A 16,289-nucleotide genomic window follows, 5' to 3' on the forward strand; every position below is an offset into this window, starting at 1 on the left:
TATTAGTTTTTCGGGAAGATCCAGACGTCTTTTTCCGGCAGCGCCAGATGGCAGTGCTGCGGGTCGCGCACCTCATGGCCGTAGGCGCGGATGACAAAATCATCCCCCGCCGTGCGGAACAGATATTCCCAGCGGTCGCCGAGATACATGCTGGTCAGCAGCGGCAGTTCAAGCTGGTTCTCGCCGGGGCCGTCCACCACGCGCACGCGCTCAACGCGGATCACCACCGTGGCCTCCTGCCCGTTTTGCACCCCTTCAGCGGCCTGTCCCCAGAGCACCCAGTCTTTCCCTTCGATACGCGCTTTGCCGTCGCGCATCTCCGTGACCTTGCCGTGGAGGCGGTTGTTGCTGCCCATAAACTCGGCGGTAAACAGCGTTTTCGGTGAGCCGTACATCTCCTGCGGCGTGCCCTGCTGTTCGATTTTGCCGTTGTTCAGCAGCAGAATACGGTCAGAGATGGACATCGCCTCGTTCTGATCGTGGGTAACCATCAGCGCGGACAGGCCGAGCTTGATAATCAGCTCGCGCAGGAACACGCGTGCCTCTTCGCGCAGCTTGGCGTCGAGGTTGGAGAGCGGTTCATCCAGCAAAATCACCGGCGGGTTGTAGACCAGCGCCCGACCAATCGCCACGCGCTGCTGCTGTCCGCCGGAAAGCTGATACGGATGGCGTTTTCCCAGATGCCCCAGCCCCAGCTGGTCGAGCACCGCCTGCACGCGCTCGGTTATCTCTTTCGCCGGGACTTTGCGCAGCTTGAGCGGGTAGGCGACGTTTTCAAACACCGTCTTGTGCGGCCACAGGGCGTAGGACTGGAACACCAGCCCCAGGTTGCGCTCCTCCGCCGGGATCTCGCTGCGCGGCGTGCCGTCGTAGACGCGGTTGTTGCCGATGACTATCGAACCCTGCGTCGGTTTTTCCAGCCCCGCCACCGCGCGCAAAAGCGTGGTTTTCCCGCTGCCCGATGGCCCCAGTAAAGAGACCACTTCGCCGCGCTTCAGGTTCATCGACACCCCTTTCAGCACCGGGTTGTCGCCATAGGTTAAGTGCAGATTTTCGACCGCTAATTCAATCATGTAATTTGACTCCAAAGCGAAGGGCAATTCCCAGACCTACCACCACCAGCAGGATGTTAATAAACGAGAGCGCAGCCACGATATCAATGGCGCCTGCCGCCCACAGCGACACCAGCATTGAGCCGATGGTTTCCGTACCCGGAGAGAGCAGGTACACGCCGGTTGAATATTCACGTTCAAATATCAGGAACATCAGCAGCCACGAGCCGATCAGGCCATAACGCGACAGCGGAATGGTGACGTGGCGGGTGATCTGCCCGCGCGTTGCGCCGGTGCTGCGCGCGGCCTCTTCCAGCTCCGGCCCAACCTGCAACAGCGTTGAGGAGATCAGGCGCAGGCCGTAGGCCATCCACACCACGGTATAGGCCAGCCAGACGCTGAAGATGGTGCTGCGTAACGAGCGCAGCCAGACAATCAGGTTTTCGCGCATCCAGTCAGACCATGCGAAGCCGGACAGCCAGCCCGATTTCAGGGCGTTATCCAGCCACATCGGCAGGAACAGGAAGACCCACAGGAACGCCAGCCCGGCGAGCAGCCCCGGTACGGCGCGCGGCACCAGCACGCTGTAGTCGAGGAAGCGGGTGGTGTTGTCCGGCTTGCGGTGCATGGCAATGCCGACGAACAGGTAGCAGACCACCGCCAGCGCGCCGCCAAACACCCCGATGGCCATCGAGTTGACGATGGCGCGCAGCAGGTTGGGCTGCGCCCAGATGGTGCGGAAGGTATCAAGCGAGAGCTCGTCCCATACCGACACCCCGACGCCCCAGTTAGAGATAAACGCGCGCAGCACCACGCCAAGCAGCGGAACGCCAATGGTGATTGTCAGCCAGAACGCGACCACCGCCCCGGCTACCCAGCGCCATTTGCCGAGCGGCAGGGCGCGCGCCTGCGAAGCTTTGCCCTTTACGGTGACAAAGCGGTTGGCGGTGCGCATCAGGCGGCGCTGGAGCATCACCAGCGGGATGGTGATACAGATCAGCACCACCGCCACGGCGGCCATCAGGTGATAAGACGGCGTACCGAGCTTGTTGGTGAGCTTGTACAGATAGGTCGCCAGCACCATGTTGCCCTCGGGATCGCCGAGCACCAGCATCAGGCCAAACACCTCCAGCCCGAGGAAGAACAGCAGCACCAGGGCATACAGAATTGACGGGCGAACCATCGGCAGGCTGACGGAGGTCATCACCTGTAACGGCGAGGCGCCCGCCGTGCGCGCGGCCTCTTCAACGTCAGAGCCGACGCTGCGCAGGGCCGACGAGATATAAAGGTAGGCGTGCGGAACGTGGGTCAACCCGGCAATCACCACGATGCTGGTCATGTCGTAGATATTCCACGGCACGAAGCCAATCAGCGACTGCGCCCACAGGGATAAAAAGCCCACCGGCCCGGCGGCTACCACATAGCCAAAACCGAGCACCATCGGCGACACGAAGATGGGCACCAGGATCAGCGGCTCAATAAGACGGCGACCGGGCAGGTCGGTACGGACCATCAGAAACGCCAGAATGCCGCCCAGCGGAATGGCGATCGCCACCAGGCCAAAGGCGAGGATAAAGCCGCTTTTGAGCGCTTTATAGAAATCAGGGTCGGTGAAAATGAACCCAAATGATTCAAGGCTCCACTCTTTAGACGGGGCGAAAAAGGGAGCAGACAAGAAGCTCTGGATCACGATGAACGACAGGGGAACGTAGATAACCAGAGCGGTTATCAGCACCACCACTGCGCGAGGCAGGCTTTGCCATTTTCTGTGTATTGCATTCATAGAATATCCCTGGTGTTGAAACCCAGAATAAGAATCAGGTCAGCGAAAAGAGGCGCGACGGCGTGCGCCGCGCCGGGGCGTTATTTGCCTGCGGCTTCCCGCCACTGTTTGATGTAGTCCAGACGTTTTTTCGGTTGCAGGTATTCCAGCAGGCTCTCGTCAACCGGGATCGGTTTCAGCGCCTTGCCGAGCACTTTGGTCAGGCCATCGATATCGTTTTTGCCTTCGATATCGTTACGGATGGAGGGGATGTCCGCCTGATTGGCCAGAATGCTTTGTCCCTTTTCAGACAGCACATAGTCCAGCCACAGCTTCGCGGCGTTGCTGTTTTGCGACTGCTGGCTGATGAAGGAGACACGCGACAGCACCAGGGTGTAATCCTTCGGATAGGCGATGCCGAGCGACGGATCGGTCTTCGCGCGGGCTTCGGCGTAGGAGCCCAGAATGTTAAAGCCGATCAGGTTTTCGCCGGACGACACCCTTTCCATCATGGTGCCGGTAGAGGACTGCACTGATAAGCCGCCCTTCGCGACGTCGGCCAGCGTTTTGAAGTAGTTCGGATCGGCTTTGTAATCCTCAACGGAAAGCATAAAGCCCAGCCCGGATTTTTCGATGTCGTAGGTCGTGACTTTGTTTTTGAATTTATCGGTCTGGCTGGCGATAAGCTTAGCCAGCGCCGCGTGGGAGTCCGGCACGTCGCCCGCCGGGATCAGGCGCTTGTTGTAGATAAACACCACCGGCTCGTAGGTGGTGCCGTAGGCTTTATCGCTCCACACCGCCCACTTTGGCAGCTGGCTTTGCTCAGGGGATTTGTACTCCATCGCATAGTCGGTGGCGAGCTTCAGGCCGGTGTCCATCGACGAACTCCAGACCACGTCGCCGCTGCCGCTGCCGGAAGCCTGCTCGCTGATATAACGGTTGTACAGCTCGGTGCTGTTCATGTCGTTATATTCCACCTTGATGCCCGGATAGGTTTTTTCGAAGCCCTGGATCAGCGGCCCGGCGGCTTTGATATCGGTGGTGGAGTAAATCACCACCTTGCCCTCTTTGGTCGCGGCGTCCACAACCTTTTGGTACTCCGCAGGATACCCCTGCGGCAGAGCAGACATTGCAGAAGAAGAGATCAGTACGGTAGCGGTAATCAGAGAAATTCGGAATGTGTTCGACATTATAGTTAACCTTTTAGTTACATTTGAGGAACTAATGGTCAACATAGCCGATGGGTCAGAACAGACAATAGGGTGGGAATGGCGCCGATCGGGAAGTGTGATAATCGGCGTTATTTCGACAATTAACTCCATTAAAACCGCGACGCTTAGCCCGCGAAGAATGGCTTATCCCTTTTCCGGCACCTTACGGTAGAGCCGTCTTGGGTGACCAATATTGCCGTAAAGCATTTCGATGCTGATAAATCCGCTTTCTACGCAATATTCCAGATAGCGCCGCCCGGTGGTTTTGCTGATCCCCACGTGTTCCACCACCTCTTCCACCGACACGTTGCTGTCGGGATGGTCGATGAAAAAGCGTTTGATGTGCTCCAGGGTGTTGGGGTCTATCCCTTTTGTCGACGGCGCAGAAGAGGCCTCCGCCGCGGGCAGGTTGAACAGGCGATCCAGGGCGTGCTGATCGACCACCTTCACCTGCTGCACGGTATGAATGAAGCGCATAAAGCGCTCAAGAGAGGCGTGCAGGCGCTGGAAAAAGACCGGCTTGATCAGGTAATCAAACGCGCCGCTGCGCATGGCGTGGCTACAGGTCTGCATGTCGCTGGCGGCGGTGATGAAGATAACCGAGCACTCAAACTGCTTGAGCAGCGGGCTGTCTATCAGATCCACCCCTTTGCCGTCGGGCAAATAGTTATCCAGCAGGATCAGGCGCGGCCGATGCTGGCTTATCAGCTCGCGGGCCTTCTCCAGCGACGGCGCAATCCCCACCACCCGCAGGTGGAAGTTTTGCTCAATATACTCACGATGCAGTCCGGCGAGGTGCGGCTCATCCTCAACAATGACGACATCAATAGCCCGGGTCGTAGTCATGTTTTTAGCCCTGTCGAACGGAAGGTTGGAACGGAATAAACACGGTGAAAATAGTGCCTTGCGGCGCGTTGTCGGCAATCTCGATACTGCCGCCCGCCTTATCAACGTATCCTGCCACCAGAAACAGACCGATACCGTGCTCGGACCCGGTTATTTCATTTCCGGCGTCGGGCTTACTGGTGAACCCCTGCCTGAAAATATGCGGCTTCATGGCGTCGTCTACGCCGCAGCCCCGGTCGGCTATCTCAATCAGTAATTCCTGATTTCGATCCGAAATATAGAGCTCAACGGGGGCAGGGGCGGGGGCTTTCAGGGTGGCATCTACGGCGTTATCCAGCAGGTTGCCAATCACCGACATCAGCTCGGTTTCGTTAATGGCGAGCGGCATTTTGCTGAGCTGGCAGGCCGGGTCGAACAGCAGCTCGACCCCTTTTTCCCGCGCGCTGACGTATTTGCCGAGCAGCAGGCCGCACAGCGCCGGGGAGGTAAAGCGGGCGGAGACAAAGTCCAGCACCCGCTGCGCGCCGTCGGACTGGGCCTGAATATAGCGGATCGCGTCGTCGTAACGTTTCATCTGCAACAGCCCCACGAGGGTGGCCGTCCAGTTCAGCTGTTCGTGGCGCATGATGCGCAGGTTATCGGCGTAGCGCTTGATCTGGCTGAGCTGGCTGCTGAGGGTGTTGATGTCGTTTTTATCGCGGAAGCTGTAGACCCAGCCGCTTTCTACGCCCGGCTCCACCTCAATCGCCACGCGGTTAACAATCACTTCCCGGTGGTTCAGCACCGCAATCTGATCGTGACTGCCGCTGCTGACGGAGGCGTAGCGCTGGGAAAAGAAGCCGGGAGGGGTATGCAGAACCTCTTCCAGCGGTTTGCCGATAAGCGCTTTCTCGCTCTGGTGAATATCCAGCAGCTCCCGCGCCGCGCGGTTGATTAATATCAGGCGCTTTTCATCGTTAACCGCAAATATCCCCTCGTACATGGCTTCGAGCAGCGCTTTTTGCTGCAACACCAGCTGGGCAATATCTTTCGGCTCCAGGCGAAACATCTGTTTTTTAAGATTGCGGGTGAAGACCCAGGAGAAAAGAAACAGCAGCAGCAACAGACCCGCGCCGTATAACCCGGCCTGCCAGAGAATGCGGGCGTTAATATTGGCAATATACGAGGTGAGATAGCCGACGGAGACAATCCCGATCACCTGATGCTGTGCGTTAAATATCGGCGCTTTGCTGCGCAGGGAAACGCCAATTCCCCCTTTGCGCACCGAAATAATGGTTTTGCCTTTTAATACCTCGGCGTTATCCCCGCCAATCATCGGTAAATTCAGCCGTTCAGGTGATTCTGAATGATAAAGGTGCTGCTCACGGGTATCGCCGATCACAATATAGCTGGCGTCGCTCTCGTTGCGTAACGGCTGAATTAATCGGGCGATCCCGGGGATATCTCTGGCGGCGACGTTTTCCGCCAGGCCCGGCATCAGCGCGATTTCACTGGCCTGAACCCGCGCGCGCTGGCCGAGATCGTGGTGTAGCTGCCGGTCGATAAAATGAAACAGGATCGCCCCCAGCAGCGCCAGCAGCAGGCAGGAGAAGAACACCAGCGATAAAAAAAGCTTCACCTGAAAAGGAAGTCTTTGTTTCATAAGTCCTGCTGCGCAGTACATAAAAGAGATATTTGCGGAGCCTGACATGGGGAAATGTAGGGCGCAATCTGACAAAAACAGAGTTGTGAGCTGGCGTTTCGTTTTTTGTGCCAATAGCCATCAGGATCCCACAGGGCTATGATTCATTCAGCATCATAATAACTACAGAGGCAATGTCATGGATAAAGAGCTACTTGACGCGGGATACCGGGCCTATACCGGTGAAAAAATTGACGTCTACTTCAACACCGGGATCTGCCAGCATTCAGGGAATTGCGTGCGCGGCAGCGCTAAATTGTTCAACCTGAAACGCAAGCCGTGGATCATCCCGGACGAAGTGGATGTCGAAACGGTTATTCGTGTTATTGATACCTGCCCGAGCGGTGCGCTGAAGTATCGCCAAAAATAAGCGAGGAACTATGGAAATTCTGGAAGGCCATAACAAGTTTTATGTGAACGACGCGAACGGCACGCAGGTTGCCGAGATTGTGTTTGTCCCGACCGGGGAGCATCTGAGCATTATTGAGCATACCGACGTAGACCCAAGCCTGAAGGGGCAGGGCGTGGGCAAGCAGCTGGTGGCGAAGGTGGTGGAGAAGATGCGCGGTGAGAACCGCAAGATTATTCCACTGTGCCCGTTTGCGAAGCACGAGTTTGATAATACGCGGGAATATGATGATATTCGGGCGTGAGGGGGGGCTCCATGATGCGACTGGGGTAATTTCGTGCGGCCTGCATAAGCCGGGTGGCGCGTACGCTTACCCGGCCTACGTGTTCGTGCCCTCTGTAGGCCGGGTAAGGCGAAGACGACGATGATGCCGAAGTGTGCAAAGCACCGCAGTTTGTAGGCCGGGTAAGGCAAAGCCGCCACCCGGCTTTTTTATGACGATGATGATGCCGAGGTGTGCAAAGCGCCGCAGTTTGTAGGCCGGGTAAGGCAAAGCCGCCACCCGGCTTTTTTAATGACGATGATGATGCCGAGATGTGGGGGGGAGTCCCCGCCAACATCGGCGAACCGAAGACCGGATGACAAGGGCTGGACGCCAGGGATGGCGGCCAGAGGCGAATCGAGACAGGATGTCGAGTTGAGCCGACCGCAGGCAGCAGGGCGGGAGGTGAGCGCAGTGCGAAGCACCGATTTTTCGCGGGGCCGCGGGGATTGATAAGGGGGCCGCGGTGGCCCCCTTATCTCGTTCACAGGTAAAGAACGTATTATTTTATGCGGGTCTCAGGTGAACGAAACAATTCCACAAAACCACTACGCACCCGTTCAACAAATCAACCCACAAACATCACCGACACGCACAACACCCCCACAATCAGCGTCAGCACATTCCCTATAGAACGATACTGCTTAAGCGACGGGATCAGGAACGTCGACAGCGTGGGCATAATAAATAAAATCATCGCGATAAGCGGTCCGCTGATGGCGTAAATCATCGAGATTGCGTTGGGGTTGATGCAGCACACCGCAAAGGTGATCAGCGACACCCCGAGAATCGAAACCGCGCGGTTAAAGGCGCGGCTTTTCTTCACGCCAACCTGATTCAGCGACGACTTCACAATCTCGGTCGCCCCTTCAATCACGCCAAAATAGGTGCCGAGGAACGATTTCGACATGGCGATAATCGCCACCACAATCCCGGAAATACCCAGCCAGGCGGGGGATGACGGCATCATCGACAGCGCCGACAGAATCGTAACCCCTTCCTCTTTTGCTGCCACGATATAGGACGGCGGGATCGAGAGCAGGCAGCTGAAGACGAAGAACAGCACGCTCAGGCAGATGATCAGGTAGGCCACCTTCATGATTTTTTTGCATTTACCCATCGCGGCGTCACCGTACTTCTCGCGACGATCGACGGCGAACGTCGAGATAATCGGGGTATGGCTAAAAGCAAAAACCATCACCGGGATCGACACCCACACCTGGTGCAGCGTATGGCTATCGAACGCCATCTGGCTGGTCAACAGCGTCGGCTGCCAGCTTCCGGTCAGATACAGGGAGACAAACAGGAAATAGGCAATCAGCGGAAACACCAGGAATCCCATCACCTTAATGGTGATGTGGCGGCCCATCAGGAAGATCAGGTTTAGCGCCAGCACCACGCCAAAACTCACCATCACCCGCACGCTCAGGTCGACCGTCATGCGCTTTGCCAGCTGCTCGGTTAACGAGTTGGTGATGGCCACCGCGTAGATCAGCACCACCACAAAAAACGCCACAAAGTAGAGCGTGGTGATCAGGTTGCCGATCTTCTTGCCGTAGTAATGGGTAACGGCCCCGGTGATCCCCTCGTTGCCTTTGGTTTTCGAGGACAGGATAAACTGCGCCAGCGCTTTGTGCGGCCAGTAGGTAAGCGGATAAGCCACAAGGGCGGTAATAAACAGGACGATAGCGCCTGCGGAGCCGAGCTGAATGGGCAAGAACAGGGTTCCTGCGCCCACGGCGGTGCCATAGAGGGCGAAACTCCAGAGAGTCTCTTCTTTTGACCAAATTTTCGACATTAGAGCAACGTATCAACTATAAAACGAACAAAAAGAAGTGCAATTTACCATAATTATGAGTCGAGGGCGCAGTTGCTTCGAGAGGGAGTGGCCGGAACGGGCGTCCGGCCAGACGGGGTTAGCCTGCGAGGGCGCGTCGTTGCTGGCGGCGCTTGATGATTCTGGCGCGCAGCATGTCGTATGCCCAGTTGTAAAACATGGTGTAGGGCAGGAAGAACAGGAAGAAACCTATTTCCAGTGTGAATGCCTGAAGCAGCGTCACGCCGAGAACGGCGGCCACGATGGTTACGCCAATCACGATAAAGCCGCATTCAAATCCTAACGCGTGCAGGGCGCGGACTTTTGCCGTGCGGGTGACGCGCTGCACGGGCCAGAAGCGGTCGAAACCGAAGTTATAGATGATGTTCCAGATCATCGCCGTGGTGGCGAGGACAATGGTCAATCCTCCCATTTCAACCACCGAACGTTGCATGAGCCAGGCGGCCGTCGGGGCGAGAATCGCCGTGGCGATGCCCTCAAAACAGACGGCATGGAAGATCCGCTCCGGGAGTTTTCGCTGGAGTGCATCCTGATGTTGCATAGTCACCTCTGTGAGTCGCCAGAATGGGCGGTGTTGCGGCCTATTTTTATCGCAAAAGATGATATATAAAAGATGGTATCCATCGATAAAGTAGATACATCATGCGCTACTCTCCCGAAGCTCTCACCGCCTTTGTTGAAACGGTCGCGGCCGGATCCTTTTCTGCCGCCGCGCGGCGTTTGCGTAAAAGTCAGTCCACCATCAGCACGGCGGTCGCCAACCTTGAGGCCGATCTGGGCTTTGAGCTGTTCGACCGCTCGGCGCGCCAGCCGGTGCTCACCGCTCAGGGCGAGCAGGTGCTGGGCTATGTGCAGTCGATCCTCGCCGCCAGCGCGCGCCTTGACGAGCTGGCGGTCTCGCTCACCGCGCAAACCGAAGCGCGGCTGACCTTTGTGCTGTCCGACACCCTCAACCCGGACGTGCTGGAAGACCTCATGAACCAGTTCGACAGGCGTTTTCCCCATACGGAATTCGAATGCCTGATTGGCGAAGAAGAGGATGTGATCGATCTTCTGCAAAAGGAGAGGGCGCAGGTAGGCCTGACGGAGGCGCGCGAAAATTACCCGACGGGGATCGGCGCGATCCGGCTCCCCATGCAGACCCGCATGGCGATCTATGTCTCGACGACCCATCCCCTTGCGGGGCAAACGCACACCGAAGCCGATGAACTGCACGGCTGGCGCGAGCTGCGGCTGAACACCTATCTTGAGCGCGAGCCTGCGCTGGCGCGGGGGCCGGTGTGGTCAGCGCCGAATTACCTGTTACTCTTGAGTATGGCGGTGCAGGGCTTTGGCTGGTGCGCGCTGCCCTGTGCGCTGGTGGATGAGTTTGCGGCGGCGAAATCGCTGGTGCAGCTTAACGTCCCCGGATGGCCGCGATCGATTGCTATCGATCTGTTATGGAATAAACGCTCCCCGCCGGGCATCGCCGGAAGCTGGCTGCGGCAGTATCTTCAGGACGCGCGCTAATCCTGTGACAAGACTCACTTTTTTTAAACAATTGCGTCAATTGTTGATAACAATACTCTACTATCGTCATGTCATTTTACCCAGAGGTCGTGATGAAAGATGTCGTTATAGTGGGTGCGTTGCGTACGGCTATCGGCTGTTTTCAGGGGGCGTTATCCCGCCATTCTGCCGTGGATTTAGGCAGCGTGGTGGTGAAGGCGCTGGTGGAACGCAGCGGGATCGCCGCGCATGAAGTCGACGAGGTGATCCTCGGCCAGGTGCTGACGGCGGGTGCCGGGCAAAACCCTGCGCGACAGGCGGCGCTGAAAGGCGGTCTGCCAAATACCGTGTCCGCTATTACCATCAACGACGTCTGCGGCTCTGGCCTCAAGGCGCTGCATCTTGCCACGCAGGCGATACAGTGCGGCGAAGCGGATGTGGTCATTGCCGGGGGGCAGGAAAACATGAGCCGCGCCCCACATGTGCTGACCGACAGCCGCACCGGGGCGCAGCTTGGCAACAGCCAGCTGATCGACAGCCTGGTGCATGACGGCCTGTGGGATGCGTTCAACGATTACCATATGGGCGTGACGGCGGAAAACCTGGCGCGTGAATATGGCATCAGCCGCGAGTTGCAGGACGCCTACGCCCTCAGCTCGCAGCAAAAAGCCCGCGCGGCGATTGATTCCGGGCGTTTCCGCGATGAAATCGTCCCCGTCAGCGCGCTCCGTCAGAGCGGGGATTCGGTGATGATCGATACCGACGAGCAGCCGCGTACCGATGCCAGCGCGGAAGGGCTGGCGATGCTCAATCCCGCGTTTGAAACCCTCGGTTCGGTCACCGCCGGAAACGCCTCTTCTATTAATGACGGCGCTGCGGCCGTGATGATGATGAGCGAAAGCAAAGCCGAAGAGCTGGATCTGCCCGTGCTGGCGCGCATCAAGGCGTTTGCCAGCGTCGGGGTTGATCCCGCGCTGATGGGCATCGCCCCGGTCTATGCGACCCGCCGCTGCCTGGAGCGTGCAGGCTGGCAGCTTGACGAGGTCGATCTGATCGAAGTGAACGAAGCCTTTGCGGCGCAGGCGATCTCGGTGGGCAAAATGCTGGAGTGGGATCCGCTGCGGGTGAACGTGAACGGCGGGGCTATCGCGCTCGGTCATCCTATTGGCGCCTCCGGCTGTCGTATTCTGGTTTCGCTGGTGCATGAAATGATGAAACGTAACGCCCGCAAGGGGCTGGCGACGCTCTGTATCGGCGGTGGGCAAGGGGTGGCGTTAGCCATCGAGCGATAACCGTTTCTCCCCTTATCAATAAAAAACCTCCTTCCGGGAGGTTTTTTTTCACATGTCGAACGATCTCTTTACGCTTTTACGTTAAATCTCCGTCAAAACGCGAATGCTTCCGCGCTTAATTATATTAAGTGCGATCTTTTAACGTGATCTCTCTCCTGAAATTTACCTTTTGACTGCCGTTTTTGTTGACGGAAGTCACGTCCGTCTTTGCCAAAAAAAATGAAACAAATAATTACGATCTTTGTCACTAAAATAACGTTACTTAAAAAATAAACTACAGTTCCATAAAAACGAAACGTTATTTTAATTGAGGGTTTTTTCATGTTAAAGAAATCTCTGGCAATTGCTTCCCTGGTGGGCGCCTCTTTTGCAGTTCAGGCTGTTACCGTCGATCTGCGTCACGAATATATCGATAGCGGCTCCAACGCCGACCGCGTGTCTGTCTCCCATCGCTTTGATAACGGGCTGGGTTTTTCGGTTGAAGCCAAGTGGAAATCCGGTGGTGATAAGGCGGATCAGCCTTTCGCAGACGTGGTAGGCAACGGTCATGAAGACCAGATTAGCTGGCGCTGGAAAGCAACGGATAATATCGCGCTGACGCCAGCCTTTACGATTGAGAGTAATGACAGCCGTACTATTTATAAACCGAATTTGCATCTGCAATATAGTTTCGATAATGGATTCTACGTTGCCGCGCGTTACCGTTATGAATATACCCGTTATCCATCAAGCTCTAATAAAGACGATGACAAGGTCAACCGTGGCGATGCATGGGTTGGCTGGGTATTGGGTAATTTCCGCACCGAGCTTAACTACGTTTACGCAAAAAGCTCAGAAGGTATGATTCGTAATAATAATAAAGACTACTCAAACGAATATAATGCCAAGCTGGCGTACAAGTGGGATAAAAACTGGGCGCCGTATGTTGAGGTGGGTAACGTGGGCGTGAAAGAGACTGACGAACGCCAGACCCGTTTCCGTTTAGGCGTGGCATATTCATTCTGATAAATAATAAGCAGTACATCCGGGAAAAAAACCGACTCGTTTGAGCCGGTTTTTTTTGTGTTAAGAAGCCCGTACTAAAAAAAAAGCCCTCCACGAGGGAGGGCAAGGCCAGTTACAGAAACACTAACTCAAATCATGCATGCAACAGTTCAGGTTGCTCGGGGAGTTTCGCGATATAGAGCGCAGGCTTGCCGTCTTTATCGGAACTGAACAGCACCGCGGTATCATCCGGGGTAAAGGATGGATGCGGGTGGGTGACCTGGCGGCTGTTTGCCACCGTCGCCCAGGAGGTATCGTGACGGGCGATGCGGAAATACGCTTTCTTCGCCACGTCAAAGGCATAGAGATAAGGATCGTTATCGATGGTGTAACCGCCGGTGTCCTTCACGTCGACCGGCGTGCCGGAGCCGTCACCCACCAGCATCGTGCCGTCAAAGTTGCTCATCAGATGCGAACAGGCTGGCATCTGCATCACTTCTTCGTTAACCGCAGTGTCCGGATTGTAGCGGGAGATGGTGCGGCCCTGCTGGCCTTTCAGATACGAAACATACACCAGCGCGGAGCCGTTCGGCACCCAGAACTCGTGGGTGCAGCTTTCGCCGGGCGCGTGTTCTTTCACTTTACGCACGTTGCTGCCGTCTTCGTTGACCAGCCACATGCGGGCGTCCACCAGGTCGTGCGGCCCTTCGTGACAGAAGGCGACGGTATTGTCGTCAAACGGACGGTAAATCGGGTGGCCGAGCCAAATTTTCTCCTCGTGGATCGTTGAGCTTTCGCCGGTTTTCAGATCCACGCGCAGCAGGCGGCAGTGCGGCCCTTTGTGGAAGAAGTCGTGGAATATCTTCCAGTCATTGAGCGGCGTCCAGTCGCTTTTGGCGATTTCGATACCCACCAGTTTGGTGCAGTCGCTGTTGGCAACCCATGTGCCGTACCCGACCCACTCATCCGGCACGCGATACACTTCGCGCTCGACCAGCGTCTTTAAATTCACTTCAAGCAGCGAGCGATCGTTCTTCACATAGTAGAAGGAGGTGTCGTCCGGCGAGAGGAAGCCGCCAAAGGTGTTATCCCCCGCGCCTTCGGTTAGCTGCACGGCTTCGGCGTTTTTCAGATCCAGCAGATAGTAGTTCCAGTGGCCGTCGAACTCCCCGGCAAACAGCAGATGGCTACCGTCGTTAAAGAAGCACTTCTGGTAGAAGTAATTGCGGTGACAGGTTACTTCCGGGGGGGTCAGGCGGGTCACTTCCACGCCCGTATCCGGATCGCGGCTGACCTCGTAGTTCAGCTTGACCCGCATACCTTTAGCCATAATGTGCTCCTTGTTTGCCAGAAAGATGAGTTAAAAACTGGGTATTAAATTATCAAAACAACGTTTCAATATGTGTGACTGATGGCGCAATTTGTAAGATTTATTGATTAGCGTGATGTCATCTTTGTTTTTTAACGCGGAATGTTTTCTGCATGGTCAAAACTTAAAGGTTTTATAATCTCTTGTTTACTAAGATGAATATTGTTTTTCCTCCGCGCCGGATCCGCCGTTATTCTCCCGTCAATGCGCCACATTCGTGATCGAAACTACATTTCTGGGATTAATATCCAGAAAAAGTGAAACGCTGTTTTAAATGTAATTGAAAACCCCCATTGCTGCGGCTACTATGTGCTCATCGACAAAACGGAACGTCGTTTCGTTAATCAACTTTGCCTTAAGGCAGGATCAATTCTGGAGGGTAGTGTGGAGATCAGACAAAGCATCCACAGTGCGCACGCAAAGACGCTGGATACTCAGGGGCTGCGCAACGAGTTTTTAGTTGAGAAGGTGTTTGAGGCTGACGCTTACACCATGGTTTACAGCCACATCGACCGCATCATCGTGGGCGGCATTATGCCGGTCAGTAAAACCGTGTCGGTGGGAGGCGAAGTGGGTAAACAGCTCGGCGTGAGCTACTTCCTGGAGCGCCGCGAGCTGGGCGCGATCAACATCGGCGGGCCGGGCACCATTACCGTAGACGGCCAGTGTTTTGAAATTGGCCATCGCGATGCGCTGTACGTCGGCAAGGGGGCGAAAGAGGTCGTTTTCGCCAGCATCGACAGCAGCCAGCCCGCGAAGTTCTACTACAACTGCGCGCCGGCGCATACCACCTATCCGACCAAAAAAGTGACGCCCGCTGACGTTGCTCCGGTCACGCTCGGCGACAACCTCACCAGCAACCGCCGCACCATCAATAAATATTTCGTTCCTGACGTGCTGGAAACCTGCCAGCTCAGCATGGGGCTGACCGAGCTTGAGCCGGGCAACCTGTGGAACACCATGCCGTGCCATACCCATGAGCGCCGCATGGAAGTCTATTTCTACTTCAACATGGAAGAAGATGCCTGCGTGTTCCACATGATGGGGCAGCCGCAGGAAACGCGCCATATCGTGATGCATAACGAGCAGGCCGTGATTTCACCAAGCTGGTCCATTCACTCAGGCGTGGGAACCCGTGCGTATACCTTTATCTGGGGTATGGTCGGCGAAAACCAGGTCTTTGATGACATGGACCACGTGGCCGTTAAGGATCTGCGCTAGTCGCGGGCAGTTAAACAACTATCTGCCTGTGAGTGACAGGCTGAAAAGAGTAAGGAATAAACATGATTCTGGATGCATTTTCGCTGCAAGGTAAAGTGGCCGTGGTGACCGGTTGTGACACTGGTCTGGGTCAGGGCATGGCGTTAGGTCTGGCAGAAGCCGGATGCGATATTGTCGGGATTAACATCGTTGAGCCGGCAGAAACCATCGAGCGCGTGACCGCGCTGGGCCGCCGCTTCCTGAGCCTGACCGCCGATCTGCGTAAAATCGACGCCATCCCCGAGCTGCTGGAGCGCGCGGTAGCCGAGTTCGGTCATATCGATATTCTGGTGAACAACGCGGGTCTGATCCGCCGTGAAGATGCGATCGACTTCAGCGAGCGCGACTGGGATGACGTGATGAACCTGAACATTAAGAGCGTCTTCTTTATGTCCCAGGCGGCGGCGAAGCATTTCATCGCCCAGGGTAACGGCGGCAAGATCATCAATATCGCCTCTATGCTCTCCTTCCAGGGCGGCATCCGCGTCCCGTCTTACACCGCCTCAAAAAGCGCGGTGATGGGCGTGACCCGTCTGCTGGCGAACGAGTGGGCGAAGCACAACATCAACGTCAACGCGATTGCGCCGGGCTACATGGCAACCAACAACACCCAGCAGCTGCGCGCGGACGAACAGCGTAGCGCAGAAATTCTCGACCGTATCCCGGCCGGGCGCTGGGGCCTGCCGAGCGATCTGATGGGGCCGATCGTGTTCCTGGCGTCCCCTGCTTCTGACTACATCAACGGCTACACCGTGGCGGTTGACGGCGGCTGGCTGGCGCGTTAATCCTGCCGTTTCTAACGAACCTCTGTCTGCGGACGGAGGTTTTTTTTACCC

Annotated in this window: 15 protein-coding genes; 7 read left to right on the top strand and 8 right to left on the bottom strand. The window is 56.3% G+C overall.

Annotated features, from left to right (window positions below; genetic code table 11):
- Nucleotides 1–2: 2 nt before the first annotated feature.
- The 5 genes from ACSVHP_RS07875 to ACSVHP_RS07895 form a co-directional block, all read right to left on the bottom strand.
- Nucleotides 3–1,073 carry an ABC transporter ATP-binding protein gene (locus tag ACSVHP_RS07875; protein ID WP_417313511.1) on the bottom strand — a complete coding sequence of 357 codons (1,071 nt, stop codon included), beginning with the start codon at nt 1,071–1,073 and terminating at the stop codon, nt 3–5.
- Nucleotides 1,066–2,835 (bottom strand): ABC transporter permease, encoded by a 1,770-nt coding sequence (locus ACSVHP_RS07880; RefSeq protein ID WP_447551557.1) that lies wholly within the window; start codon nt 2,833–2,835, stop codon nt 1,066–1,068. The genes ACSVHP_RS07875 and ACSVHP_RS07880 overlap by 8 nt, the downstream gene beginning before the upstream one ends.
- Before the next feature lie 80 nt (nt 2,836–2,915).
- A complete protein-coding gene (locus ACSVHP_RS07885) occupies nt 2,916–4,004 on the bottom strand; it encodes an ABC transporter substrate-binding protein (protein WP_447551558.1) in 1,089 nt (362 codons plus the stop codon).
- Nucleotides 4,005–4,169: 165 nt separating this feature from the next.
- Nucleotides 4,170–4,871: a response regulator gene (locus tag ACSVHP_RS07890; protein WP_447551559.1), complete on the bottom strand. Its 702-nt coding sequence runs from the start codon at nt 4,869–4,871 to the stop codon at nt 4,170–4,172.
- 4 nt (nt 4,872–4,875) lie between these two features.
- Nucleotides 4,876–6,513 (bottom strand): ATP-binding protein, encoded by a 1,638-nt coding sequence (locus tag ACSVHP_RS07895; protein WP_447551560.1) that lies wholly within the window; start codon nt 6,511–6,513, stop codon nt 4,876–4,878.
- Between the two features lie 178 nt (nt 6,514–6,691).
- On the opposite strand from ACSVHP_RS07895, the gene yjdI reads away from it, so the two are divergent.
- Nucleotides 6,692–6,922: a 4Fe-4S mono-cluster protein YjdI gene (yjdI, locus tag ACSVHP_RS07900; RefSeq protein WP_234670856.1), complete on the top strand. Its 231-nt coding sequence runs from the start codon at nt 6,692–6,694 to the stop codon at nt 6,920–6,922.
- Nucleotides 6,923–6,932: 10 nt separating this feature from the next.
- The gene (locus tag ACSVHP_RS07905) at nt 6,933–7,205 is read left to right on the top strand and encodes a GNAT family N-acetyltransferase (protein WP_234670857.1); all 273 of its coding nucleotides are present in this window, start codon (nt 6,933–6,935) and stop codon (nt 7,203–7,205) included.
- A 586-nt stretch (nt 7,206–7,791) separates the two neighbouring features.
- On the opposite strand, the gene ACSVHP_RS07910 is transcribed toward ACSVHP_RS07905, so the two are convergent.
- Nucleotides 7,792–9,021 (bottom strand): amino acid permease, encoded by a 1,230-nt coding sequence (locus ACSVHP_RS07910; protein ID WP_447551561.1) that lies wholly within the window; start codon nt 9,019–9,021, stop codon nt 7,792–7,794.
- A gap of 118 nt (nt 9,022–9,139) precedes the next feature.
- Nucleotides 9,140–9,601, bottom strand: coding sequence for a multidrug/biocide efflux PACE transporter (locus tag ACSVHP_RS07915; protein ID WP_234670862.1), 462 nt, complete (start codon nt 9,599–9,601; stop codon nt 9,140–9,142).
- Between the two features lie 101 nt (nt 9,602–9,702).
- On the opposite strand from ACSVHP_RS07915, the gene ACSVHP_RS07920 reads away from it, so the two are divergent.
- The 3 genes from ACSVHP_RS07920 (at nt 9,703) to ACSVHP_RS07930 (ending at nt 12,845) form a co-directional block, all read left to right on the top strand.
- Entirely contained in the window at nt 9,703–10,569 is an 867-nt protein-coding gene (locus tag ACSVHP_RS07920; RefSeq protein ID WP_234670864.1) for a LysR family transcriptional regulator, read from the top strand.
- A gap of 92 nt (nt 10,570–10,661) precedes the next feature.
- Entirely contained in the window at nt 10,662–11,840 is a 1,179-nt protein-coding gene (locus ACSVHP_RS07925; protein WP_234670866.1) for an acetyl-CoA C-acetyltransferase, read from the top strand.
- A gap of 321 nt (nt 11,841–12,161) precedes the next feature.
- Entirely contained in the window at nt 12,162–12,845 is a 684-nt protein-coding gene (locus ACSVHP_RS07930) for an oligogalacturonate-specific porin KdgM family protein (RefSeq protein WP_447551562.1), read from the top strand.
- A gap of 133 nt (nt 12,846–12,978) precedes the next feature.
- Here ACSVHP_RS07930 and ACSVHP_RS07935 read toward each other — a convergent pair whose 3' ends face one another.
- Complete coding sequence (locus ACSVHP_RS07935; protein ID WP_234670870.1) at nt 12,979–14,154, bottom strand: oligogalacturonate lyase family protein; 1,176 nt, start codon at nt 14,152–14,154, stop codon at nt 12,979–12,981.
- Nucleotides 14,155–14,577: 423 nt separating this feature from the next.
- On the opposite strand from ACSVHP_RS07935, the gene kduI reads away from it, so the two are divergent.
- Both kduI and kduD read left to right on the top strand, forming a co-directional pair.
- Nucleotides 14,578–15,414 carry a 5-dehydro-4-deoxy-D-glucuronate isomerase gene (gene kduI, locus ACSVHP_RS07940; RefSeq protein WP_447551563.1) on the top strand — a complete coding sequence of 279 codons (837 nt, stop codon included), beginning with the start codon at nt 14,578–14,580 and terminating at the stop codon, nt 15,412–15,414.
- Between the two features lie 62 nt (nt 15,415–15,476).
- Nucleotides 15,477–16,238: a 2-dehydro-3-deoxy-D-gluconate 5-dehydrogenase KduD gene (gene kduD, locus ACSVHP_RS07945; RefSeq protein ID WP_234670874.1), complete on the top strand. Its 762-nt coding sequence runs from the start codon at nt 15,477–15,479 to the stop codon at nt 16,236–16,238.
- Nucleotides 16,239–16,289: the final 51 nt, after the last annotated feature.

The sequence above is a fragment of the Enterobacter sp. 186315 genome (assembly GCF_053290175.1).